The 25,290-nt window shown below is 32.5% G+C and carries 25 protein-coding genes; 5 read left to right on the forward strand and 20 right to left on the reverse strand.

Annotation, left to right across the window (positions count from 1 at the left end; all coding sequences use genetic code 11):
• Nucleotides 1-261: 261 nt before the first annotated feature.
• From GMA11_RS03575 to dnaA, 18 genes are all read right to left on the reverse strand, one after another.
• The gene (locus GMA11_RS03575) at nucleotides 262-1,119 is read right to left on the reverse strand and encodes a competence protein ComK (RefSeq protein WP_163545848.1); all 858 of its coding nucleotides are present in this window, start codon (nucleotides 1,117-1,119) and stop codon (nucleotides 262-264) included.
• A gap of 734 nt (nucleotides 1,120-1,853) precedes the next feature.
• The gene (gene tuf / locus GMA11_RS03580; protein WP_163545849.1) at nucleotides 1,854-3,041 is read right to left on the reverse strand and encodes an elongation factor Tu; all 1,188 of its coding nucleotides are present in this window, start codon (nucleotides 3,039-3,041) and stop codon (nucleotides 1,854-1,856) included.
• 132 nt (nucleotides 3,042-3,173) lie between these two features.
• Nucleotides 3,174-5,264 carry an elongation factor G gene (gene fusA / locus GMA11_RS03585; RefSeq protein WP_163545850.1) on the reverse strand — a complete coding sequence of 697 codons (2,091 nt, stop codon included), beginning with the start codon at nucleotides 5,262-5,264 and terminating at the stop codon, nucleotides 3,174-3,176.
• Between the two features lie 114 nt (nucleotides 5,265-5,378).
• Entirely contained in the window at nucleotides 5,379-5,849 is a 471-nt protein-coding gene (gene rpsG, locus GMA11_RS03590; protein ID WP_163545851.1) for a 30S ribosomal protein S7, read from the reverse strand.
• A gap of 40 nt (nucleotides 5,850-5,889) precedes the next feature.
• On the reverse strand, nucleotides 5,890-6,309 hold the full coding sequence (gene rpsL, locus GMA11_RS03595; protein WP_163545852.1) for a 30S ribosomal protein S12: 420 nt from the start codon (nucleotides 6,307-6,309) through the stop codon (nucleotides 5,890-5,892).
• A gap of 291 nt (nucleotides 6,310-6,600) precedes the next feature.
• On the reverse strand, nucleotides 6,601-7,962 hold the full coding sequence (gene dnaB / locus GMA11_RS03600) for a replicative DNA helicase (protein WP_163545853.1): 1,362 nt from the start codon (nucleotides 7,960-7,962) through the stop codon (nucleotides 6,601-6,603).
• An 18-nt stretch (nucleotides 7,963-7,980) separates the two neighbouring features.
• Nucleotides 7,981-8,436: a 50S ribosomal protein L9 gene (rplI, locus tag GMA11_RS03605; RefSeq protein WP_163545854.1), complete on the reverse strand. Its 456-nt coding sequence runs from the start codon at nucleotides 8,434-8,436 to the stop codon at nucleotides 7,981-7,983.
• A gap of 116 nt (nucleotides 8,437-8,552) precedes the next feature.
• Nucleotides 8,553-8,801 (reverse strand): 30S ribosomal protein S18, encoded by a 249-nt coding sequence (rpsR, locus tag GMA11_RS03610; RefSeq protein WP_163545855.1) that lies wholly within the window; start codon nucleotides 8,799-8,801, stop codon nucleotides 8,553-8,555.
• A 28-nt stretch (nucleotides 8,802-8,829) separates the two neighbouring features.
• Nucleotides 8,830-9,273: a single-stranded DNA-binding protein gene (gene ssb, locus GMA11_RS03615; RefSeq protein WP_163545856.1), complete on the reverse strand. Its 444-nt coding sequence runs from the start codon at nucleotides 9,271-9,273 to the stop codon at nucleotides 8,830-8,832.
• 23 nt (nucleotides 9,274-9,296) lie between these two features.
• Nucleotides 9,297-9,596, reverse strand: a complete 300-nt coding sequence (rpsF, locus tag GMA11_RS03620; RefSeq protein WP_163545857.1) for a 30S ribosomal protein S6 — start codon at nucleotides 9,594-9,596, stop codon at nucleotides 9,297-9,299.
• A 164-nt stretch (nucleotides 9,597-9,760) separates the two neighbouring features.
• A complete protein-coding gene (gene srtB / locus GMA11_RS03625) occupies nucleotides 9,761-10,645 on the reverse strand; it encodes a class B sortase, LPKTxAVK-specific (RefSeq protein ID WP_163545858.1) in 885 nt (294 codons plus the stop codon).
• An 87-nt stretch (nucleotides 10,646-10,732) separates the two neighbouring features.
• On the reverse strand, nucleotides 10,733-11,749 hold the full coding sequence (locus tag GMA11_RS03630) for a hypothetical protein (protein WP_163545859.1): 1,017 nt from the start codon (nucleotides 11,747-11,749) through the stop codon (nucleotides 10,733-10,735).
• 191 nt (nucleotides 11,750-11,940) lie between these two features.
• Nucleotides 11,941-14,430, reverse strand: a complete 2,490-nt coding sequence (gyrA, locus tag GMA11_RS03635) for a DNA gyrase subunit A (RefSeq protein ID WP_163545860.1) — start codon at nucleotides 14,428-14,430, stop codon at nucleotides 11,941-11,943.
• 385 nt (nucleotides 14,431-14,815) lie between these two features.
• Nucleotides 14,816-16,744, reverse strand: coding sequence for a DNA topoisomerase (ATP-hydrolyzing) subunit B (gyrB, locus tag GMA11_RS03640; RefSeq protein WP_163545861.1), 1,929 nt, complete (start codon nucleotides 16,742-16,744; stop codon nucleotides 14,816-14,818).
• A complete protein-coding gene (recF, locus tag GMA11_RS03645) occupies nucleotides 16,737-17,843 on the reverse strand; it encodes a DNA replication/repair protein RecF (protein WP_163545862.1) in 1,107 nt (368 codons plus the stop codon). Before recF ends, gyrB begins: the two co-directional genes overlap by 8 nt.
• A 1-nt stretch (nucleotide 17,844) precedes the next feature.
• Nucleotides 17,845-18,063 (reverse strand): S4 domain-containing protein YaaA, encoded by a 219-nt coding sequence (gene yaaA, locus GMA11_RS03650; RefSeq protein ID WP_163545863.1) that lies wholly within the window; start codon nucleotides 18,061-18,063, stop codon nucleotides 17,845-17,847.
• Between the two features lie 117 nt (nucleotides 18,064-18,180).
• Nucleotides 18,181-19,320: a DNA polymerase III subunit beta gene (gene dnaN, locus GMA11_RS03655; RefSeq protein ID WP_163545864.1), complete on the reverse strand. Its 1,140-nt coding sequence runs from the start codon at nucleotides 19,318-19,320 to the stop codon at nucleotides 18,181-18,183.
• Nucleotides 19,321-19,477: 157 nt separating this feature from the next.
• The gene (gene dnaA, locus GMA11_RS03660) at nucleotides 19,478-20,791 is read right to left on the reverse strand and encodes a chromosomal replication initiator protein DnaA (protein WP_163545865.1); all 1,314 of its coding nucleotides are present in this window, start codon (nucleotides 20,789-20,791) and stop codon (nucleotides 19,478-19,480) included.
• Between the two features lie 455 nt (nucleotides 20,792-21,246).
• On the opposite strand from dnaA, the gene rpmH reads away from it, so the two are divergent.
• From rpmH to jag, 4 genes are all read left to right on the forward strand, one after another.
• Nucleotides 21,247-21,381: a 50S ribosomal protein L34 gene (rpmH, locus tag GMA11_RS03665; protein WP_163545866.1), complete on the forward strand. Its 135-nt coding sequence runs from the start codon at nucleotides 21,247-21,249 to the stop codon at nucleotides 21,379-21,381.
• A gap of 79 nt (nucleotides 21,382-21,460) precedes the next feature.
• The gene (gene rnpA / locus GMA11_RS03670; protein ID WP_163545867.1) at nucleotides 21,461-21,835 is read left to right on the forward strand and encodes a ribonuclease P protein component; all 375 of its coding nucleotides are present in this window, start codon (nucleotides 21,461-21,463) and stop codon (nucleotides 21,833-21,835) included.
• Nucleotides 21,825-22,640: a membrane protein insertase YidC gene (yidC, locus tag GMA11_RS03675; RefSeq protein ID WP_345940877.1), complete on the forward strand. Its 816-nt coding sequence runs from the start codon at nucleotides 21,825-21,827 to the stop codon at nucleotides 22,638-22,640. Before rnpA ends, yidC begins: the two co-directional genes overlap by 11 nt.
• A 21-nt stretch (nucleotides 22,641-22,661) precedes the next feature.
• Nucleotides 22,662-23,399, forward strand: coding sequence for an RNA-binding cell elongation regulator Jag/EloR (jag, locus tag GMA11_RS03680; RefSeq protein ID WP_163545868.1), 738 nt, complete (start codon nucleotides 22,662-22,664; stop codon nucleotides 23,397-23,399).
• Nucleotides 23,400-23,580: 181 nt separating this feature from the next.
• On the opposite strand, the gene rpoE is transcribed toward jag, so the two are convergent.
• The gene (gene rpoE, locus GMA11_RS03685; RefSeq protein WP_163545869.1) at nucleotides 23,581-24,132 is read right to left on the reverse strand and encodes a DNA-directed RNA polymerase subunit delta; all 552 of its coding nucleotides are present in this window, start codon (nucleotides 24,130-24,132) and stop codon (nucleotides 23,581-23,583) included.
• A 161-nt stretch (nucleotides 24,133-24,293) separates the two neighbouring features.
• On the opposite strand from rpoE, the gene GMA11_RS03690 reads away from it, so the two are divergent.
• Nucleotides 24,294-24,815, forward strand: a complete 522-nt coding sequence (locus GMA11_RS03690; RefSeq protein ID WP_163545870.1) for a helix-turn-helix domain-containing protein — start codon at nucleotides 24,294-24,296, stop codon at nucleotides 24,813-24,815.
• Between the two features lie 53 nt (nucleotides 24,816-24,868).
• Here the strand turns inward: GMA11_RS03690 and GMA11_RS03695 are convergent, their stop codons facing one another.
• The gene (locus GMA11_RS03695) at nucleotides 24,869-25,288 is read right to left on the reverse strand and encodes a thioredoxin family protein (RefSeq protein WP_163545871.1); all 420 of its coding nucleotides are present in this window, start codon (nucleotides 25,286-25,288) and stop codon (nucleotides 24,869-24,871) included.
• Nucleotides 25,289-25,290 lie beyond the last annotated feature (2 nt).

Raw genomic sequence — 25,290 nt, forward strand, 5'->3', positions numbered from 1 at the left:
CGACTGTTTTCAGTCGTTTTGTCGTCCCTTGCGACGACTTATACATCATACCAACACACCTTTTTTTTGTCAACACCTTTTTCAAACTTTTTTTCTTTTTTTTCAAACTTTTTTATTTCCCCCGTCATATCAACGTTTTTGGCGAGTCGCTATTTCATTGATACTATTTTATTTTTATTTCGCTTTTATAAAAGAAGTTACAAAACCGAACTTTTATAATTGCGAAAAGTTAAATATACATAAATTATATTTTTTAAATCGTTATATTTGATCTTTATTCGGCTTTATTTGGCATATTTCTTTTATCATTCTTTCAGTTACATCACTATTCCCAATAATTTTAGACAATAACAACAATAAAAGATACGGATTGTCTTTTGCTATGTTCATTCTATTTTCTTTTTGATATTTTGTTACAACATTTTCAGAAGCGGAAAAATTCAAGAACGTTTCTATATTTGAATCATATCCATATACATCTATCATGAGATATTTTAGCCCTTCTTGTTGTAGTTGGTATAAAATATTAGCTCGTTCTAGCTGTTTTTGAAATGAATCTTTTGTTAATTCTGCCTTAATATGAATATGCTGTTTAAAAGTCAGTAAAACATCTCCGTATTCAGAGTCTTTTGTATATTTTAGAATATGGTGCAAAGCATACCACGTACATGATTGTTTCGTTGGCCCAGATGCAGGTAAATACATTTTTCCACCATAAATATAAGGTAATCTATACAAAGGCGTATTAAACATCATTTTAATAATATCACAATACTGATGATACCCTATCCCTAATTTAATAAACAGTCTACTCATAATACCATTAGTCGATTCTTTGCTAATCAATGGAATTGTACTAAATGAAAGTAGCATTGATTTATATGGTGCATATTCATCTCCCAAATGAATAATTGCGTAAACATCGTCATCCACATCCATTGATTTTACTTTTTTTGCTTGAAAAAATAGATGTTGAATAGTCGTTTGATCAATAATTCTATGTTCTCTATTATGATTTTCTAAATCATCTAAAATATAATTTCTAGGAAACTCTAATGTCTGTTCACTGCCCTCTAATTTTTCTAATATCATTAACAATTTTTCAAGTAATTGTTTCATAAAATCCACCCCTAATTATAAAAGTATAATCTTTCAAATAATTTGTATATATTTTTACCCAATTTTTTAGAAATTACATACAAAAATAGAAATAGTGGATAAAATTTTCTTATTTTGGTTAATATTCTATAATACAAGTTCCTTAAATCGAATTGATTTGTATTTGCAGCATCTATATTTAAAAGTATTTTTAATATTTAATATTTTTTTAATAAATAATCAACATACTGATATATAGTATATTTATATATTGTTTTATTTATCTTTCTATTTGTTATTTTAAGATATCACTATGTATAGGGGTACTTGATTTTGTCGAATTTTCAAAAAAGATTTTTATAAAAGTAATGAGATACCTATTAGGTTTTTACCGCAGCCTATTCAAAACATTTTACAAAGTTATTAACAATAAAAAAAGTATCAAATCAATACTTGTGGATATTTAATTTGTTTATCTAGTGTTTTCTAGTGTATTAACAGATTTGAGTATATATAAAATCAGAAAATCTATTTGCTATAAACATTGATTTTTTAACTTTTACTATTTAAGAAATTCTTATTTCAGTTATACTATATATTCTGTTTACACAATTTATTATAGTACTACATAATTCGCATGCTCCACACAGATGGTGTGTGGAGCATTACGGTTTATTTCACTCCATTGTTCAAGAGATAGCTAAACTCCACAATAAAAAGAGCATTGCGAAAGCAATGCTCTTTGGAGTTGATTATTAAGCTTGGATAGATGAAACTACACCAGCACCAACTGTACGTCCACCTTCACGGATTGAGAATTTTGTACCTTCTTCAATCGCAATTGGGTGAATCAATTCAACTGTAACAGTTACGTTATCACCAGGCATTACCATTTCAGTACCTGCAGGTAATTCAACAACACCTGTAACGTCTGTTGTACGGAAGTAGAATTGAGGACGGTAGTTTGAGAAGAATGGAGTATGACGTCCACCTTCTTCTTTAGTTAAAACGTAAACCTCAGCAGTGAATTTTGTATGAGGTGTGATTGAACCTGGTTTAGATAAAACTTGTCCACGTTCAATGTTGTCACGTGTAACACCACGTAATAATGTACCAATGTTATCTCCAGCTTCTGCGTAGTCTAACAATTTACGGAACATTTCAACACCTGTAACAGTTGTTTTAGAAGTTTCTTCTGCAATACCTACGATTTCAACTTCGTCACCAACGCGAACTTGTCCACGTTCAACACGACCTGTTGCAACAGTACCACGACCAGTGATTGAGAATACGTCCTCAACTGGCATCATGAATGGTTTGTCTGTATCACGTTCTGGAGTTGGGATGTAAGCATCAACAGCATCCATTAAGTCATAGATTTTTTGTTCGTATTCAGCATCGCCTTCTAAAGCACGTAAAGCTGAACCAGCAACGATAGGAGTATCGTCACCTGGGAAGTCGTATTCTGATAATAAGTCACGAACTTCCATTTCTACCAATTCAATTAATTCTGGGTCGTCAACCATGTCCATTTTGTTTAAGAAAACAACGATGTATGGAACACCTACTTGACGAGATAATAAGATGTGCTCACGAGTTTGTGGCATTGGACCATCAGCAGCAGATACTACTAAGATAGCTCCGTCCATTTGAGCAGCACCAGTGATCATGTTTTTAACGTAGTCAGCGTGTCCTGGGCAGTCAACGTGTGCATAGTGACGGCTGTCTGTTTGGTATTCAACGTGAGCTGTGTTGATTGTGATACCACGTTCGCGTTCTTCTGGAGCTTTATCGATTGAAGCGTAGTCAGAAGCTTCTGCGTAACCTTTCTTAGCTAATACAGTTGTAATAGCTGCTGTTAAAGTTGTTTTACCATGGTCAACGTGTCCAATTGTACCAATATTTACGTGTGGTTTTGAACGGTCAAATTTTTCTTTTGCCATTTTAATTTAATTCCTCCTAAAATACATTTGTTTTAGTTATATTAGAGAAAAATCTCTACATACCCTATCAAATTATAACTATTTTTATCAAGAAAATCAACTATTACACAAGAAGATTTTCAAAACAAAATACTAGTCTTCTTTATTTCCACCATTTTTCTTGATGATTTCTTCTGCAATAGATTTAGGAACATCTTCATAGTGATCGAATGTCATTGAGAATGTACCACGACCTTGTGTTGCAGAACGTAATGTTGTTGCGTATCCGAACATTTCTGATAAAGGAATCATACCTTTAACAACTTGTGCATTACCACGAATTTCAGATCCTTCAACACGTCCACGACGTGAGTTAACGTGACCCATTACATCTCCGAAGTATTCTTCTGGAACTGTAATTTCTACTGCCATCATTGGCTCTAAAATTGTAGGTTGAGCTTTTTTAGCTGCTGCACGTAATGCAAGAGAAGCTGCAACTTTAAACGCTGTTTCAGATGAGTCAACATCATGGTATGAACCATCATATAATTTAGCTTTAATGTCTACTAATGGATAACCAGCTAATACACCATTTTCCATAGCATCTTTCAAACCAGCCTCAACAGCAGGAACATATTCACGAGGAACAACCCCACCGACGATAGCATTTTCAAATTCGAAACCTGCTCCTTCTTCATTTGGTGTAAATTCAATCCATACGTGACCGTATTGACCTTTACCACCTGATTGACGAACAAATTTACCTTCAGCTTGAGTTGAAGCACGGAATGTTTCACGGTATGAAACTTGCGGAGCACCAACAGTTGCCTCTACTTTAAACTCACGACGCATACGGTCAACGATAATGTCTAAGTGTAACTCACCCATACCAGCGATAATTGTTTCACCAGTTTCTGGGTTTGTTGAAGCACGGAATGTTGGGTCTTCTTCAGATAATTTTTGTAACGCAATACCCATTTTATCTTGGTCGCCTTTTGATTTTGGTTCAATCGCAACTTCAATAACTGGCTCTGGGAATTCCATAGATTCTAAGATAACTTCATTTTTCTCATCACATAAAGTATCTCCAGTTGTTGTGTCTTTTAAACCAACCGCAGCGGCAATATCACCTGAGAATACTTCTGGAATTTCTTGACGTGAGTTAGCGTGCATTTGTAAGATACGTCCTACACGTTCACGTTTACCTTTTGTAGCATTTTGTACATAAGAACCTGATTGTAATGTACCAGAATATACACGGAAGAATGTCAAACGACCTACGAATGGGTCAGTCATTACTTTAAATGCCAAAGCAGCAAATGGTGCTTCGTCACTTGCAGGACGTTCTGTTTCTTCGTCTGTATTTGGGTCAATACCTTTGATTGCAGGGACATCTAATGGAGATGGTAAGTATTCTACAACAGCATCTAGCATCATTTGTACACCTTTGTTTTTGAACGCAGATCCACATAATACTGGATAAAATTCAACATTAACTGTTGCTCTACGGATACCAGCTTTTAATTCTTCTACAGTGATTTCTTCACCTTCTAAGTATTTTTCCATCAATGTTTCATCAGTTTCAGCAACTGCTTCAATCAATTTAGTACGCCATTCTTCAGCTAATTCTTGATAATCAGCAGGAATTTCTGTTTCTTGAATTTCTGTACCTAAATCATTTGTGTAGATTTCAGCTTTCATTGTTACTAAGTCAATGATACCAGTAAATGTATCTTCCGCACCGATTGGTAATTGGATTGGATGAGCATTTGCTTGTAAACGATTGTGTAATGTATCAACTGAGTACAAGAAGTTTGCACCAGTTTTATCCATTTTGTTTACAAATACGATACGAGGAACACCGTATGTAGTTGCTTGACGCCATACTGTTTCTGTTTGAGGCTCAACACCTGATTGAGCATCAAGCAAAGCAACCGCACCGTCTAAAACACGTAGTGAACGTTCAACCTCAACAGTGAAGTCCACGTGTCCTGGTGTGTCAATGATGTTGATACGTGTATTATTCCATTGTGCTGTTGTTGCAGCAGAAGTGATTGTAATTCCACGTTCTTGTTCTTGTTCCATCCAGTCCATTTGTGAAGCACCTTCGTGTGTTTCACCAATTTTATGGATACGGCCTGTGTAGTATAGGACACGCTCAGTTGTTGTTGTTTTACCAGCATCAATATGAGCCATGATACCAATATTACGTGTGTTTTCTAATGAAAACTCTCTTTTTGCCATTGGTTTTTTCTCACCTTTCTTTTTACTAACTTTAAATACAAACTAGTGAAATACCGAAGCTATATAACTTCGGCAAATCTATATGTCAATATAACACGGACTAGTTTTTCTATCTTACCAACGATAGTGAGCAAATGCTTTGTTTGCTTCAGCCATTTTATGTGTATCTTCACGTTTTTTAACAGAAGCACCAGAATTATTCGCTGCATCCATGATTTCACGAGCTAAGCGTAATTCCATTGTATTTTCTCCACGTAAACGTGCGTAGTTTACTAACCAACGTAATCCTAATGTTGTACGACGTTCAGCACGAACTTCGACTGGTACTTGGTAGTTAGAACCACCTACACGACGAGCTTTAACTTCAAGAACTGGCATAATGTTTTCCATTGCTTGTTCGAAAACTTCCATTGGATCATTTCCAGTTTGTTCTTTAACGATATCAAATGCTTTATATAAAATAGTTGCTGCTTTACCACGTTTTCCATCAACCATTAAACGGTTAATCAAACGAGTTACTAATTTTGAATTGTATAACGGATCTGGTAATACATCACGTTTTGCAACTGGACCTTTACGAGGCATTTAATTTCCTCCTTTCAAATTCTCTTATAAACAAGTTTTATTATTTTTTAGCTTTTGGTCTTTTTGTACCATATTTTGAACGACCTTGCATACGGTTGTTTACACCGGCTGTATCCAAAGCACCACGAATGATATGGTAACGAACCCCTGGTAAGTCTTTAACACGTCCACCACGAATTAAAACAACACTGTGTTCTTGTAAGTTGTGTCCGATACCTGGGATATATGCAGTTACTTCGATTAAGTTAGACAAACGCACACGAGCGTATTTACGTAACGCTGAGTTAGGTTTTTTAGGTGTCATTGTCCCAACACGAGTACATACTCCACGTTTTTGTGGAGAACTTGTATTTGTTTGAGTTTTTTTGAAACTATTATAACCTTTGTTTAAAGCTGGAGAATTTGATTTTTCAACCGCTGATTTACGTGGTTTGCGAACTAATTGGTTAATAGTAGGCATTAGTTTTCCTCCTTCCCTGATGGGTTATTCTCAAAAATTCTAGTCCACACATCCAGGTGTTTCATTTTTTCTTCAAAAAAATAATCAACACTTTTCATGTGACTAAACTTGGCTTTCATATCAGTCAGCACGACTGATTTTTCAGGAATCTGTTATAAAAGCACCTTTTAAAGAATAGCATTTTTTTATGATAAAGTCAACATTTTTTTAAAGAAAATCATACAAAAATTGCTACCTATTATATATTTATTTTTTAGCATAAAAAAGAATAAGAAGCACATGAAGTACTCCTTATTCTTGCACATATGTAACGGATGAAAATTTATTAAATTCTTTTTTAAATAAGAGTTTAACCGTTCCTCTAGCACCACTTCTATTTTTTTCAATAATAACTTCCACAATATTATTTTCGATTGTTTCTTCTTCACTATTATCTGTATCACGTTGATAATAGTCATCACGATATAAAAAGGCAACAATATCAGCATCTTGTTCAATAGAACCCGATTCTCTTATGTCACTTAGCACAGGACGTTTGTCTTGTCTTTGTTCTACACCACGGGATAATTGAGAAAGTGCAATGACAGGTACTTTTAACTCTTTTGCTATTTTTTTGAGTTGTCGTGAAATTTCAGATACTTCTTGCTGTCTGTTTTCTCGACCTGTTCCTTCGATAAGTTGTAAATAATCAATCACAATTAAATCTAACTCTTTTTTTTCTTGAACAAGACGACGGCATTTTGCACGAATTTCAGATACTTTTATTCCTGGTGTATCATCAATATAAATATTAGCACGACTTAAACTTCCCATTGCAATAAATAGATTATCCCACTCTTCATCTGTTAAGTTACCTGTTCTCATATGTCCTGCATCAATATTTCCCTCTGCACATAACATACGATTAACTAAAGATTCTGCTCCCATTTCTAAACTGAATATGGCGACCGTTCCATTTGATTTTGTTGCAACATTTTGTGCAATATTTAAAACAAATGCTGTTTTACCTACGGCTGGTCGTGCAGCTAAAATAACTAATTCTTCAGGGTGTAATCCTGTTGTCATTTTATCTAAATCAATGTAGCCTGTTGATATACCTGTTACAAACCCTTTTTGTTTTGCTAAAACTTCAAGTTGATTGACTGTATCACCAAGAATATCTGATATTTTAATAAATCCATTCCTGTTTTGATTGTTTTCTGAAATATTTAAAATCATACGTTCAGATTGGTCAATCACATTTTCCAAACTATCTTTATCATCATAACTCATTTTGATAATATCAGTCGCTGTGTGGATAAGTTTTCTTAACACCGATTTTTCTAAGACAATGTTAGCATAATATTCAACATTGGCTGCAGTAGGTACTGTTTGTGTTAGTTGAATTAAATATTCAATACCACCTATATTTTCTAAATAATTTTGTTTTTCCAGTTCATTTTGAACTGTTACAAAATCTATATTTTTATCTTCATTATTTAATTTTTGCATCACGCTAAAAATCAATCTGTTTTTTATACTATAAAAATCTGTATAGTCTAGTATACTCACTACATTGATAATAGCTGTTTCATCAAAAAATATTGAGCCTAATACAGCTTGTTCAGCCTCAATATTTTGAGGTAATTGTCTATCGAGATGTAGTTCTTCCATATTTTTCTCCTACGGCAACTAATCTAGTTTTTTGACTAATACTGTCACGACAGAATTAACTTGTTTGTGTAATTTCACTGGAATTCTAACATAACCTAGTGCTTTAATAGATGCAGGCATATCAATCTTACGTTTATCAATATCTATATTAAACTCTTTTGATAAAATTTCTGCAATTTGTTTATTGGTAATTGTACCAAATAGTTTATTATCTTCACCAGCTTTTGCATAGATTTCAACAACTGTTTCTTCTTTTTCAATTAATTCTTTTAGTTTTAATGCTTCTTCTAATTTATGTGCTTCTTCTTTTTCTTTTGCTTTTGTTTGACCTTGTAATTCACTTAGATTACTATGTGTTGCAGGTTTTGCATGCCCGTTTTTAATTAAAAAGTTTTTAGCGTATCCGTCTGCAACTTCTTTTACTTCGCCTTTTTTTCCAGACCCTTTAACATCTTTTAAAAATATAACTTTCATATAATCACCTTTCCTTATAGATATTATATCATAAATACTAGTCTTTTTTATAAAATGTTTCACGTGAAACATTTTATAAAAAAGACTATCTGGCAAAAACCAAATAGTCATCAAAATTAATCAGCTGTTGTAAATGGTAATAATCCCATCACACGTGCACGTTTAATTGCTACTGTTAAAGCGCGTTGATGTTTCGCACATGTACCTGTTACACGGCGAGGTAAAATTTTACCTTTTTCTGAAATGAAACGTTTCAATAATTCAACATCTTTAAAATCTGGGTGGTCAATATGGTTCGCACAGAAATAACAAACTTTTTTACGTCTACGCATACCGCCACGATTTCCACGTTGTTGTACAGACATCTTTATTCCTCCTTAAATAATTCGTTCATTAAAATGGTAAGTCATCATCAGAAATATCAAATGTTTCAAAATCTGGTTGACTATTATTCAATGAAAAGTCGTTTTGACTAGGAGCTGTAAAATTATTTTGTTGAGCAGGTCTTTGTTCACTAGATGCCTTTGTTTCTAAGAAATCAAAATTTTCTACCACAACATCTGTTGTATAGACTTTTTGTCCTTGCTGATTGTCATAACTGCCTGTTTGGATACGTCCTTGAATACCTATTTGGGACCCTTTATGCGTATAGTTCGCTAAATTTTCAGCGGCTTTATTCCAAATAACACAGTTTATAAAATCAGCTTCTCTAACACCTTGTTGGTTTGGTACACGTCTATTTACAGCGAGTGTAAAACGTCCGTACGCTGTTCCACTTGGCGTATAGCGTAATTCAACATCTCTTGTTAATCTACCTACTAATGATACAACATTCATTTTGCTAACTCCTTTCTAATATCTTAAGCTTCTTCTTTTACGATGATATGGCGTAAAATATCACCATTGATTTTAGCTAAACGATCAAACTCATTAATCGCAACAGCATCTGTTGCTGATAATTTAACGATATGATAGATACCTTCACGGAAATCTTTAATTTCGTAAGCTAAACGACGTTTTGCCCATAATTTTGATTCAATAACAGTAGCACCGTTATCTTTCAAAATTCCATCAAAACGTGCAATCAATTCTTCTTTTGCAGCTTCTTCGATATTTGGACGAATAATGTACAAAATTTCATAATTAGTTGCTTGACTCATTTTCCTACCTCCTTATGGACTTTGGCTCTAAAAGAGCAAGGAGAGTTGTCTTTTTATAGACACTCACACTTCTATATTATACTGAATAAATAGTTGTTTTGTCAAATATTATTGGCTGTTTACAGTAAAAATCCACCTATCAAGTTTGCTAGGTGGATTTTGTTTTATCTTGTTTTAACGTAGCCTAATTTATCTTTGTTTTTTGCTAAGAAATCTGGCAATTCTTTATCAGGAATTTGTCTGACATATAGATTAGAACGAATGGTTTCGTCTTCTTCACGACATGTTGATAAGACTAAGTATTTATCCGTTTTTTCTAATTTAATGTCTTTGTTAAAGACTTTTGCTTGTGATTTTACTTCTGTTAGTTGTTGTAAAAATTCATCATCGTCTTTAAATTCTGTTTTATAGAATGCTGTGTCTTCTGGAACAATAATCATAAATGCTACTTCGTAATAAAATTTACGTGTTGGTGTTTCAATGACAACATATTTATGTTGATCAAAATATTCTTGCTTATCGTAGTAATTTACGTCATTAAACATACGATTATCTGATACTTTACTACCTCGAGCATGTCCGAATAACCATGTTAAGCGGTCATTAAAATCTTTTTTGTTGTCCATATCCATAAAGACAGTACCTAAGTAAGGTATATTTTCACCTTCAAATGTTTTATCTAGGTAAGTGAAATTATCTGATGTTTGAACAACGGGTTCATCTAATTTAGTACCTGGTGCATATACATAGGCGATGGCATCTTGATTGATTTTTGTTAATTCATCAAAACGTTTTTTTAGATACTCTTTTTCTTCTTGACTAACAGTATATGCTTGTGTTGTTTTAGACTGCGTTTCTTGCTTTGCATCTTTTTGATTAGATGAATTTGTTAGCATTGGGAACAGAAATGCTAATGTTGCTAAAATAAGAATTAAAATTGGTGCTACTATTTTCCAATTTATCTTTTTAGTATTTTTTTCTTCAGTATTTTCTTCATTAGATTGATTTTCTAATGCATTTTCTTCATACTGTTCAAAATTTTCCGTCATGTTACCTATCCTTATCTTCTTATTAAAAAGCGGAATTTACCTAGCTAGGCTAGATAAATTCCGTCTAATGTTTGTATAAACAACTAATTATTTAGCTGCGCTTGTTTTTGGTAATACTTTTTTACCTTGTTGTGCTTGAGCACCTGCTTTTTCAGCTGGAGCTGGTTTTTTACCTTCTACAGCATCTTTTTCAGCAGCTGATAATTCTTCTGGTTCTACAACAGCTTCTGAAACAGTTTCGAAGTCGTTTTCAACTAACCAGTGGTTTAATTCTTTCAATGCACCAACGAATGCTGCATAAGCAGCTTTTTGGTTACCGATAGCTGCAACTGAAGCAGCTTGTGCATCTTCTAAATCAGCAATAGCTTTTAATAATGCAGCTTCTGCATCATCAGTCATTTTTTTAGCTTTAGCTTGTACTTTAGCTACTTCATTTTTCAAAATGCTTAATTTAATTTTGTGATCTTCTGAAGCATATTCAGTTAATTTAGCTAATCTTTCTGTAGCAACAGAGATTTTAGCATCTAAAGCTGCAACTGAATTTTCTGCTAAAACTCTAGCAGCTTCTGCGTCTAAAACTTCTTGTTTAGCAACTTCTAATTCATCTGGATTTACTAATGTAGCAACTTTTTGTTCTGCTGCTTTTTTAGCTGCTTCTGCTGCATTTAATACATTTACTGCTTTTTTTCTATCAGTGTTGTAACCATCAATTTTTGTTTGTAATGCAGATAAACCAGCAGCTGCTGTTTGTTCATCCATGTATTGATCAACTTGGGCTTGTAAAGCAGCTTCTTCTTGAGCTAATTTTTCTAAATCTTCTTGTAAACCAGCTGCAAAATAATGACGAGCTTTTCTTTCTGCTTCTTGAGCTTCAGCAAGGAATTTTTCTTTGTTGTTACGTACTTCAGTTGCTTCTTTGTAGTTATCTTGTGCTACTAAAACTTTGTGATTTAAAGCACCAAATGCTTTTTCTTGTGCTAAAGTCATACGCTCTGGTCTGAAATCAGCTGTATAAGTGATTCCTTCAGCGTTAACAACAGTGTTTGCTAATGGAGCTACTGCTAATAAAGCTACTGCAGAAGCTAAAACTAATTTTTTCTTCATAATTTTTTATCTCCTTTTTTTGTGTAAAATAGTTACAAGCATAATTATAGTACATTCATCTATAATGTCAACACTTTTTTCTATTCTTTTTCAAAAACAGAAAACTCAACTTTACACAAATATATTATTTTTTATTTCTTATATTATATCATGTTTTGTAAGTATTTCAAAGGCTTTTTGTGAATATTTTTCTATTCTTTTTCATTTTCTACTGTATTTTCTTCTATATGTTCATCATTATCTTCTCGTTCCACTTTGACCATAGACGATACGACAGCGTCATCATCTAATTTCATGAGGCGAACACCTTGTGTGGCACGTCCTGTTTCAGAAATATCATCTGAACTAAAGCGGATAATGACACCTTTATCGGTCATAACCATAATGTCTTCTTCGCCTTTGGTTGTTGTTAAGCCAACTAAATTACCATTTTTTTCAGTAATATTGGCTGTTTTAATGCCTTTTGTGCCACGGTTTTTGATGATATATTCACTTTCATCAGTGCGTTTGCCATATCCTTTTTCGGTAATAACTAATACTTTGGCTCCTTTTTCAAGAATATCCATTCCTACTATATAATCATTTTCTCTTAGTTTGGCTCCTCTTACACCGGAGGCTGCACGTCCCATAGAACGTACGTCATTTTCATCAAAACTTACTGAATAGCCGTAGTGTGTGCCTAAAATAATGTTTTGTTTACCATTTGTTAATAAGACATCAATCAATTCATCGTCTTCTTGCATGTTAATTGCTTTTAATCCACTTGTTCTAATATTGCTAAATTCGGATAATTTAACACGTTTGACAACACCTTTTTTTGTTCCAAAGAATAAATAATTCGTGTTTTCCAATTCACTTTGTAAATTGATAATGGTTTGGATTTTTTCGTCTGCTTCAATAGTCAGCAAGTTTACAATCGGTAAGCCTTTTGCTGTTCTGCTATATTCTGGGACTTCATATCCTTTCATCTTGTAGACTTTTCCTTTGTTGCTGAAAAATAGTAAAGTATCGTGCGTTGAACAAGACACTAGTGTACTAATGTAATCTCCATCATGCATGGTCATGCCTTGTACGCCACGTCCTCCACGTTTTTGTGTTTTAAATTCTGTGTTGGCTAGACGTTTAATATAGCCATTATTTGTTAATGTTACGACAATATTTTCTTCATCAATCAAATCTTCGTCTTCAAGACTTAACACTTCACCGACAAGTAATTCTGTACGTCTTTGATCTCCAAAGCGTTCTTGAATGTCTTTTAATTCTGTTTTGATAATGTCTAAAATACGTTCACGTCTTGCTAAAATATCGGTTAAGTCGGCAATAAGTGCAATCAATTCTTTGTATTCTGCGTCAATTTTTTCACGTTCTAGTCCTGTTAGTCGAACCATGCGCATATCTAAAATAGCTTGTGATTGTTTGTCTGAAAGACCGAATTTTTCCATGAAAATATTTTTGGCTTCATCTCCTGTTTTAGAAGAACGTAAAATAGAAACTATTTCATCAATGTGGTCTAAGGCAATTTGTAATCCCTCTAAAATATGTGCTCTAGCTTCTGCACGTTTTTTATCAAAGATTGTACGACGTCTAATCACTTCTTCTTGGTGTTCAACATAATTTTCGAGTATGCGTTTTAAACTTAGAACTTTTGGGACACCTTTTTCAATGGCAAGCATATTGAAACCAAAAGATGATTGGAGTGGTGTTAATTTGTAAAGATTGTTTACAACCACACTGGCACTGACGTCACGTCTAACTTCAATAACCACGTGCATACCCTCTCGTCCTGATTCATCTGCAACGTATGTAATACCGTCAATGCGTTTATCCCTTGCTAATTCTGCTATTTTTTCAACAAGTTTTGCTTTATTGACCATATATGGTAATTCGCTAATAATAATGCGTTCTTTACCATTTTTCATTTGTTCAATATCAACACGTCCTCGAACAATAATGCTACCTTTTCCTGTTTCATAAGCTTTTCGAATACCGGATTTTCCCATGACAATGCCGCCGGTTGGAAAATCTGGTCCAGGTAATACTTCCATTAGTTCAGATACTGTAACATGTTCGTTTTCCATGAGTAATTGTATGGCTGAAATTACTTCGTTTAAGTTATGTGGCGGAATATTGGTTGCCATACCTACGGCAATGCCTGTTGCACCATTTACTAATAGATTAGGAAAACGAGCTGGTAATACGTCTGGTTCACGTTCTGAACCGTCATAGTTATCGTGATAGTCTATTGTATCTTTATTGATATCTCTTAACATTTCAAGAGCCAATTTTGACATACGAGCTTCTGTGTAACGCATTGCAGCTGCACCATCTCCGTCTATTGAACCAAAGTTTCCATGTCCGTCTACTAACATATAGCGATAACTAAAATCTTGTGCCATACGTACCATGGATTCATAAATAGCACTATCTCCGTGTGGGTGATATTTCCCCATAACATCTCCGACAATACGTGCTGATTTTTTATAAGCTTTATCTGGTGTAACACCTAATTCGTGCATACCGTATAAAATACGGCGGTGTACTGGTTTTAATCCATCTCTTACGTCGGGTAATGCACGTGATACAATAACACTCATGGCATAGTCTAAAAATGATGTTCTCATTTCTTCACTTAAATTTGCTTTTGAAAATGTTTCATCACGAATAATTTGTTCCTCTGACATATCTTACCTCCTTGTGTGTGGTATCTTTTATATGAGTTAATATTGATGACTAGATAATCTATTTTTTGTTTAGTTACGTTTTTATTGATATTTTTTAATATGTTGGAATTGTTTTCTTGAATGAACGCTCGAGTTCACATCCTGTTAGTTGAGCTCATTCTCACAGAAAGACCTCCACTTCAAAAATCAATTCGGTCATTTTCATGACCTCCTGTTGATTTTTTCCAGTGTTCTCTTTCTGGACGTTCGAATTAGCATCCTGTTTTAGTCGAGTTCTCTCTCGCAGAAGGAACGTCCACTTCGAAAATGGTGCTTGCATCCTTTGGATGCATTGCACTCATTTTCTCCAGTGATTTCCTTCTAAACGCTCGAGTTCACATCCTGTTTATATATCCAAGTTTTTAACATATTTAGCATTTTCTTCGATAAATTGTCTGCGTGGTTCAACACGATCTCCCATAAGCATATCCAATACTTTGTCAGCTTCTGCTGCGTCATCTACGGTTACTTGCAACATACGTCTGTTTTCAGGGTTCATGGTTGTTTCCCATAGTTGTTCTTTATCCATTTCTCCAAGACCTTTATAGCGTTGGATATTTGGTTTTGGTGTTGCTGGTAATGTTTCTAAATAGTCTTTTAGTTCTTCATCACTTGCTAGGTATTGTACAGTTTTACCTTGTTTAACTTGATACAATGGTGGCTGTGCAATGTAAATGTAGCCTGCTTCTACCAATGGACGCATGTAACGATAAAATAGTGTTAATAGCAATGTGCGAATGTGAGAACCGTCGACGTCGGCATCGGTCATGATGACTAATTTATGGTAACGTGCTTTTTCAACATCAAATTCTGAGCCAAATCCTGTTCCCATTGCTGTGAATAGCGAGCGAATTTCTTCATTGGCTAAAATTTTATCCAGTGTTGCTTTTTCAACGTTTAAAATTTTACCTCGAATTGGTAAGATTGCTTGATACATACGGGAACGACCTTGTTTAGCTGTTCCTCCGGCTGAATCTCCCTCAACGATAAATAATTCGCAAAGTTCAGGTTCTTTACTTGAACAATCGGCTAATTTTCCTGGTAAATTACTAATTTCTAATCCTGATTTTTTACGTGTCACTTCTCTGGCACGTTTTGCTGCCAATCGTGCTTTAGAGGCTAGAATACCTTTTTCAATAATTTTTTTGGCTACTTGAGGATTTTCAAGTAAGAATTTTTCAAAATAGGTACCGAATAGACGTTCTGTAATTTTTCTTGCGTCAGAATTTCCTAATTTTGTTTTTGTTTGTCCTTCAAATTGTGGGTTTGGGTGTTTAATAGAAACGATACATGTTAATCCCTCACGGACATCTTCGCCTGTTAAGTTTTCTTCGTTTTCTTTTATCATTTTATTTTTCTTTGCATAATCGTTAATCACACGTGTTAAAGATGTTCGTACCCCTTGCTCGTGTGTTCCTCCCTCATGCGTATGAATATTATTTGTAAAACTTAACATGTTGCTATAGTAGGTGTCATTGTATTGTAAGGATACTTCGACTTGAATATCGTCTTGTTCTCCCTCAATGTAGATAGGGTCATCAAATAATACTTTTTTATTATGATTGAGGTATTCTACATAGCTACTAATACCACCCTCATAATAAAATTCATCTTTTCTTTCTTGGTTTTCACGAGTATCTTCAATACTCAAGCGCAATCCTTTATTTAAGAATGCAAGTTCTCGTACACGTGTCATGAGTTTTTCGTATTCAAAAATCGTTGTTTCTTGGAAAATTGTTGAATCGGGTAAAAAATACACTTCTGTTCCGTGTTTTGTTGTATCGCCTACTACTTTTAAGTCGTATAAGACATTTCCACGTTCATATTCTTGTTGATAAATTTTTCCTTCTTTATAGACTTTAACACATAGATTTTCAGATAAGGCATTTACAACAGATGCCCCTACACCGTGCAATCCACCGGATACTTTATATCCTCCTCCACCGAATTTTCCACCTGCATGTAGGACAGTAAAAACTGTTTCAACGGCTGGTCGTCCTGTTTTTTCTTGAATATCAACTGGGATTCCACGTCCGTCATCTATTACTGTAATACTATTATTTTTATTGATTGTAATAGAAATATGTGTTGCAAATCCTGCCAATGCTTCATCAATCGAATTATCCACAATTTCCCATACTAAATGATGTAAGCCTGCACCACTCGTTGATCCGATATACATACCAGGACGTTTTCTAACTGCTTCTAATCCTTCTAATACTTGAATTTGACTTGCATCATATTGTTGCGCCAGTTGTTCTAAATTTTCAGTCATGTGATACAACACTTCCTTTCGAAATTTCAAAGATTTTAGGTTCACTAATCATATTTTTTTTAATACCGTCTATATTGGTTGTTGTGATAAATGTTTGGACTTTATGTTCAATAGATTTTAATAAAAATGTTTGTCTATCGTCATCAAGTTCTGATAAAACATCATCTAATAATAAAATGGGATAATCTCCCGTCATTTCTTTCATTAAATCAATTTCTGCTAGTTTAATACTTAATGCTACTGTTCTTTGTTGACCTTGTGAGCCATATACTTGAACATTGACGCCATTTACCATAAAAACCAAATCATCTCGATGAGGACCAAATAATGTCATACATTGGTCTATTTCTCTTTTTTTTCCTTTTTTGAATAAAGTCATATATTTTTCATATAATGTATTTTCATCATCTTCTGCTGTATAATCAATTTGTGATTCATACACTAAGGATAAACAATCTTGTTCTTGAGAAATGAGATGATTTATTTTCATTGCCCATACTTCTAATTTTTTGATGAATTGAATACGTGCATGTAGCATAGATGCTGCTTGTAAGCATAATTGTTCCGTTAATACGTCTAAATATGTATCGTCAATTTGTCTTTCTTTTAAATATAAATTGCGTTGTTTTAATATTTTTTGATATTGAGATAGATGATACAAATATAGAGCATTCATTTGACCTAATTCGACATCAATAAATCGTCTACGAATGCTTGGAGAGCCTTTTATAATGTTTAAATCTTCAGGAGAAAAAAGCACGACATTGAGTATGCCAATATATTGGCTTAATTTTTTCTTTTCAATATTGCCAACAACAGCTTTTTTTCCTTTTTTATGAATAATCAATTTTAAAGGAATGGATTCTTCATTTTTTTTGATAAGTGCTTCAATACGTGTAAAATCATGTTCCCATTCGATCAATTCTTTTTCTTGGGATGTACGGTGACTTTTTGTTAATGCTAAAACGTGGATAGATTCCATTAAATTTGTTTTTCCTTGTGCATTTTTACCTAAAAAGATATTCACATTAGGGGAAAATGAAATCATTTGTTTTGTATAGTTTCGATATTGAACGAGTGATAAATTTTCAATTTTCATTTTAAATTTGTCTAATTACAAATGATGTTCCATCTTCAAATTCTACAACAGAACCGTGATAAATTTTTTTACCACGTCTTTGTTCCACTTCTCCGTCTAAATATACTGTATGATTCTCCAGATACCATTTAGCCATACCACCGCTACTAATCATATCAGTATATTTTAATAATTGTCCAAGTGTGATGTAATCTTCTGTTATATCAACTGTTTTTTTCATTATTTTCCCTACTTTCTGCACAAGACCTCAAGGTAAATTATAATACAAAACCTTATAAAAAGCAAAAAAACGACATTTTAAGCCGTTTTTTGTTCTTTTGGATATTTTTGTCATTTTTTAATTTCTTGTTCTTATAGGTGTAATCAATTGAACAAAGTAGTCATTTTCTTCATCTAATTTCAATGTGAAAGGTTTTCCTTCTTCAATTAAGTTAATTTCAATTTTTTGATTTTGGAATGCTTTTAAAGCGTCTTTCATATAGTTTGGATTAAATGAAATTTTCATTGGTTTTCCTTCAAAAGATAACATATCTAATTCTTCTTCTACATATCCAATTTCTGCAGATTCACTAGAAATAAAGCTGTTTTTATTTAGCGTTAAAGTAACAATATCATTTTTTCCTTCTGTGGATAAAATAGATGCTCTTTCAACAGATTGTAAAAAGATAGACGATTCTACTTTAAAGGTTGTTTCGTATTGATTTTTTAATAGGCGAGAAACATCTGGATAAATTCCTTCTACTAATCGACTATAAAAATATAAATTTTCTGTTGTGAATAAGACTTTATTATCCGATACTGTCATTTTAACATCTTCTTCATCACTTAAAATACGTGATAATTCCACTAAACTTTTGGCTGGAATCGTACATTGATAAGAAATATCTTTTGAAATAGATGGTAATAAAATAATACGTCTACTCATTCTATGGCTGTCTGTTGCTGTTGTAATGAGTTGTCCATTTTCAACAACTAAATGGATACCTGTTAAAATAGGACGATTTTCGCTTGTTGATGCTGCAAAAATAGTTTGTGATAATACATTTTTAAATAAAAATGATGCGATAGAAATTGTTTGATTTTCTTCTATGTCAATATTTGAAATGATTGGATATAATTCTGCATCAATTCCATTGATTGTAAAGACAGATTTATCGGATACAATTTCAACTTTATTGTTTTCTAGTAGTGTAATTTGAACATCTTTACCCGATAATTTACGAATAATTTCTCCAAAAAAGCGAGCAGGTAATACGATACTTCCTGTTTGGATAATATCTAATTCATTTTCTTTTATATCAGAAGAGATTATTTTTTCTATTGAAATACTTGCATCACTTCCTGTTAACACTAATTCATTTGTTGTGAGTGCTAATTTCACACCTGTCAAAACTGGAATTGTTGTTTTTGATGTAATGGCACGTTGTACATCTGATAAATGTTTTAAAAATACGTGACGGTTAATAGTGAATTTCATGGTTACTCCTTTTATTATTTTATTTTTATATAAAGGTAATAGTATTAGTAGGGGTTGTGGATAATGTGTAAAGGGCTAAAAAAGTATTTATTTATCATCATTCACATGTGGAAAACTTTTGTAAAAATCTGTGTAAAAAAGAATGAGTTATCCACAATTATTTTTCAAGTTTTTTACGAATTTGTTCAATTTGTTTGATTAAAGCCATGTCGCTATTCGTATCTATGGTTTGCTGTATTTTATCACATGCATGCATAACTGTGGTGTGGTCTTTTCCACCAAATTCTTGTCCAATTTTTGGAAGAGAATTTCCTGTGATTTCTCTTGATAAATACATCGCAATTTGTCTTGGAATAACGATGTCTTTGTTTCGTTTTTTACCTTTTAGTTGTTCAATGGTGACACTAAAGATTTTTCCAACTTCGATTTGTACGTCATAAATAGATATTGTTCGTTTGGCATTTACAGATACAATATCTTTTAGTGCTTCGGCAGCTAAGTTTGTATCAATATCACGATGATTGGTTAAAGAATAAAAATTAACACGTGTTAAAGCAGCTTCTAGGTCACGAACATTTGAGTTGACTTGTCCTGCAATATAATTAAGTGTATCATCTGGAATATTGATATGATTACTAATGGCTTTTTTTCTTAAAATAGCTGTTCTTGTTTCTAAATCTGGTGGTGTAATATCAGATGATAAACCAGAACCAAAACGAGAAACAAGGCGATCGGGTAATTCTGGAATTTCAGAGGCAAGTCGATCACTTGTTAAAACGATTTGTTTACCAGATTCGTGTAAAGCATTAAATGTATGGAAAAATTCTTCTAATGTACTTTCTTTGTTTGCTAAAAATTGAATATCGTCTACCATCAATAAGTCAACATTTCGGTAATGATTTCTAAATTCTTCTTGTGATTTTGTTTGAATAGAATTGATAAAATCATTTGTAAATGTTTCACTTGTGACATAGTGGATATTTGCAGAGGGATTATTTCTTAAAATAGTATTTCCAATAGCGTGCATTAAATGTGTTTTTCCTAGTCCAGATCCACCATAAATGAATAAAGGATTATAGGCTGTTCCGGGACTTTGTGAAACAACTAGTGCAGCAGCATGAGCCATTGTATTACCAGAACCAACAACAAAACTATCAAATGTATAATTAGGGTTTAAGTTGATACGACGTTGATTTTTAATTTTTGATACAGGTTGTTTTGGTAATTGTTCTTCTAAAATAAGTGAAATATCTGCCTGTTCAAATTTTGTACGTAAAATGTAAGTTGCTGAATTTAAAATTAAATTTTCCCATGTTTGTTTATGAATCATTTCAGGCAATAATAATGTTAAACAATTTTGTTCAAATTTTATTGGTTTAGCTGATTCAATATAAATTTCGTACATGCCTTTAGTGAATAATTTTTTTAATTCAACAAGTAAATAATGCCAAATATCGTCTAAATGATTCATCTTTAGTGTCCTTTCTATATTGTTCATTAGAGTATTTTAACACATTTAAAAAAAGTTATCCACAGTTTTTAGAAAGAGATATAAGATTGATAGAAATTATCCACAAAAAATAAATTTGTGGATAAAAAATGTGGATAACTTTATGATAAAAGAAATATATTCACAGTAGTTATCCACATAAAAAAGTGGATATATAAAGGTTTTTTATTATTTTACACAAGGTCTGCGAAAAGATTATACATGTGTGTGTAATTGTGGATAAATTTGTTTAAAACGTAGATAAAAAGAAAGAAGTCCTTTTTTATTGTGGATAATGTGTGTATGATGATGGGATATTTTCAATGAAATTCATAAAAAAAGATTGACAATATTTGCTTATTTTCATATACTATTAGGGACTGTCTGAATGTTTTACATTTGAAAAGATAGACATATTTATCTAGGAGGTGCACATTATGAAAAGAACTTACCAACCAAAAAAACGTAAACGCCAAAAAGTACATGGTTTCCGTAAACGTATGAGTACAAAAAATGGTCGTCGTGTATTAGCTAGCAGACGCCGTAAAGGTAGAAAAGTATTATCAGCTTAGGAGGATCACTGACAAAGTGGTCTTTTTTTGTTTTATAAAGCGTAGTATAATGGTGGTGTGTATATAGGAGTAATTGTTAATGAAAAAAACATATAGAGTAAAAACGAATAAAGATTTTAAGATGATTTTTGATAATCGAAAGTCAAAGGCGAATAAGCAATTTGTCGTTTATGTGTTAAAAAAAGAGGAGCAGGAGCATATTCGTGTAGGATTGTCTGTTAGTAAAAAACTTGGAAATGCGGTGATACGAAATCGTATTAAACGTAAAATTAGACGTGCAATCTTTGAAATAAACGACATATTATACAAAAATTATGATATAATTATCATTGCGAGAAATCCAGTTGTTGAGATGAGTGTGGAAGATATGAAATCGAGTTTAAAACATGTTTTTAAATTATGCCAGCTCATTAAAACAGATGAAAAGGTGGAGGAAAAAAAGAGTGAAGAGTAAAAAGTTACAAAGAGGTTTGATATTATCATCTTTCATTTTTTTATTAGCAGGTTGTGGTAATAGTCAAACGGGACAAAAAGGTTTATGGGATCATGCGATTGACCATTTGTCTGAATTTATTAAATATTTATCTCATTTGGCAGGTGATAATTACGCTTTAGGTATTATTTTATTTACAATTATTACGCGTATTATTTTGTTGCCGATTATGCAATATCAATATAAAGCAACTCGAAAAACAGCAGAATTACAACCTGAAATAAAAAAATTAAGAGAAAAATATTCTGCTAGGGATAGACAAACACAATTAGAATTGCAGCAGGCAATGAAAGAATTAAATGAAAAACATGGTGTGAATCAATTGGCAGGATGTTTACCAGCTTTAATTCAAATGCCTATTATGATTGCTTTGTATCAAGCAATTTTAACAACAAAGGAATTACAAACAGGTCATTTTTTATGGGCTGAATTGGGTAAAGTAGATCCTTACTTTATTTTACCTGCATTGGCTGCATTCTTTACATGGTTAAATGGTTATTTAACATTACAAGGTCAAACAAAAGATGCACAACAACTGAAATTCATGCAATTATATATGTTACCTGCAATGATTTTCTTCTTTGGTTTTTCGTTAAATGCAGCATTATCTTTATATTGGGTAGTCGGAAATATTTTTGCTGTTGGACAAACATTATTGTTGAATAATCCATATAAATTAAGACGAGAACGTGAACAAAAATTAAAAGAAGAAAAAGCAAAAGCAAGAGCGTTGAAAAAAGCAATGTTAAAAGCAACGAAAAAATAAAACTCATTTGGAGGGAAAGCAATGGAATCATTGATTATAACAGATGTGACTGTTGAAAAAGCAATTCAAAAAGGTCTTATTAAATTAAATATTAAAAGAGAAGAAGCAACAATTATTGTAAAAGAAGAAGGTAAAAAAGGTCTTTTTGGTTTTGGTCATAAAGATGCCGTTATTGAAATTAGTAAAAAAGAAGTTAAAGAAGTTGTTCAGCCTGTTGTAGAAGAGGTTGTTTCAGAAGTTGTTGACTATGATCCACCTTTTGTTGTGGAAGAAATGGTTATTGTAAAACCAAATCAATCTGATGAATCACATGAAGATTATAGTAAAGTTTGTGACTATTTAGTAGATGTGGCACGTGCATACGGAGCAAAGATTGATGTTACTGTTAAAGAAGTATCTAAAAAATTAGTTTTCCAAATTGAAACAGAAAAAGCAGGTTTATTGATTGGAAAACATGGTAAAATTATCAACGCTTTACAAATATTGGCACAAACAATGGTATATAAAAAGAATGAAAAAGCACCAATGGTTGTTGTGAATATTGGCGATTATAGAGAAAAACGTGAAGTAAAATTAAAAGATGTTGCGGATAGAACAGCTAAAAAAGTGTTAAGAACAAAACAATCAGTCTTTTTAGAACCACTTCCTGCATTTGAAAGAAAAATTATTCATGCAAGATTGAGTAAATACGATAACATTACAACACATTCAGAAGGTAATGAACCATATCGTTATTTAGTGGTTGATTTTCAAGATTAAAAAGTAGAATGATGAAATAATCTAACATTCAGTTTATTAGATAAAAGTGGTGAACCAATGCTTTTAGGCATTAGCTCACCACTTTATTTGTTTGTGTTGGTAGCTTTTGAAGTGTACGGAAAATAAAAGGAAGCAAATGACAAATGCCATTTGCTTCCTTTTTATATTGTGTGAAATATTATTATAATTCTTCAAAAACATCTTCGTCTGATACAATCGTTAAATCTTCTTCGATTGCATCATCAAAATCATCAGAATCTTCGTCTGTATCGTCTACTAAGTCATCAAAATCAGAACGATATCCTAAATCATCGTCATCTGATGTTAATAAGTCTTCATCATCTAAGTCATCCATATCTTCTGGATCGTCATTGCTGTAATCCACATCATCTTCACTTGTAACGAATGCACTAAGTTTTTTGCGTTTTTTGCGTGGTGCTACGGTTTCTTCTAGGGCAGATACTAATTCTTCATCAATAGAATCAATAGGGTACCATGAACGTAATCCCCAACGATTGTCGCCTAGTGAGATGAAACTACCGTCAATATTTAATTCTGTATAAAAAATTGACATTTTCTTTTCTAATTCATCTTCAGATAATTCCAAAAAATTTTGAACAGCAACTAGTAATTCATTAAATTCTATGATAGAACCTTTTTCTTCTAAAATAGCATGTGCTACTTCAATCATAGATAATTCACGTTTATCAATACCTTGAAAATTATTTAACATTTTAGGCTCATCCTTTCAACAGTCTATCTCTCATCATATACTAAAAAAAGCTATTTTTCAATATATTTGTAAAATATATTCGATGTAACAAAATTGTTGCTTTAAAATACGATTTTTTTTTGATATATTTTGAATAAATTCATCGCAAAGGAGTAGGGGTTATGGAAAAAGATTTAGGAAGTCTTTTAAAAAAAGCAAGAGTGGATAAAGGATTGTCACAAGAAGAAGTCGCTAATGTATTATTCGTGACGAGGCAAACGATTTCTCGTTGGGAACAAAATAATACATTACCAAATATTTATGTTTTAGAAACATTAAGCCAATTATATGGTGTGGGACTTGAAGAATTGATAGGCTATACAAAAGAGAAAAAACTTAATGTCATGGCAATCATTGGCAGTGTATTTTTTAATATTTGTTTATTTAGCGGTATTTTTATAACAATAGTTGTGTTGCTAGCTGCTTTGTGGATAACGATAGGTGCTTTTATTATTAGCCCAATTCTTTATATGATTAGTTCAATGTTTGGTCCTCAATCTTTTGAATGGTATCAGCTTGTTTTAACTATCTTTTTATGTATGATAAGTTTAAAAGGTATTCATTTTTGTAAAAAAGTAACGATACAACTGATAGTGTATTTTAACAAATACATTAAATTTAATAAAAAAATCATCTACAAATAGTGTTTGTAGATGATAAAAGATGAAGGTGGTAACAAATCTTACCACCTTCATCTTTATTTTATAAATGTTTTAAAAACTTCTGTGATATTTTCTTGTTTTAAATCACTTGGTTTTAATGTTTCTTTAGCTGTATGATTTCCAGCTATTTTAACAACAGTTGGAACAGATGAAAAATTGTAGGTTGATAAAATATCACTTACTTTATCTGCGTATTTGTCATCTGTATATTTATCAAAGTTCAAATAGTACATTGTTTTGTTTTCTTGTTTTAAAACCGTTTCTAAGATAGGTTTTGCTTTTTGACAGGCTGAACAAGAGGCTTTTCCAAATAAAACAATACTGTTTTCTGGTAATGTATCGACTTGTTCAATGTTTATTTCTTGTATGGCTTGTGATACTTGATGATTTTGTTGACAAGCTGCAAGTATTAAAAAGAAACTGAAAATAGTTAATAATTTAGTTATTTTTTTCATGG

Source organism: Granulicatella sp. zg-ZJ, from assembly GCF_010892355.1.
Taxonomy (GTDB): Bacteria; Bacillota; Bacilli; order Lactobacillales; family Aerococcaceae; genus WM01.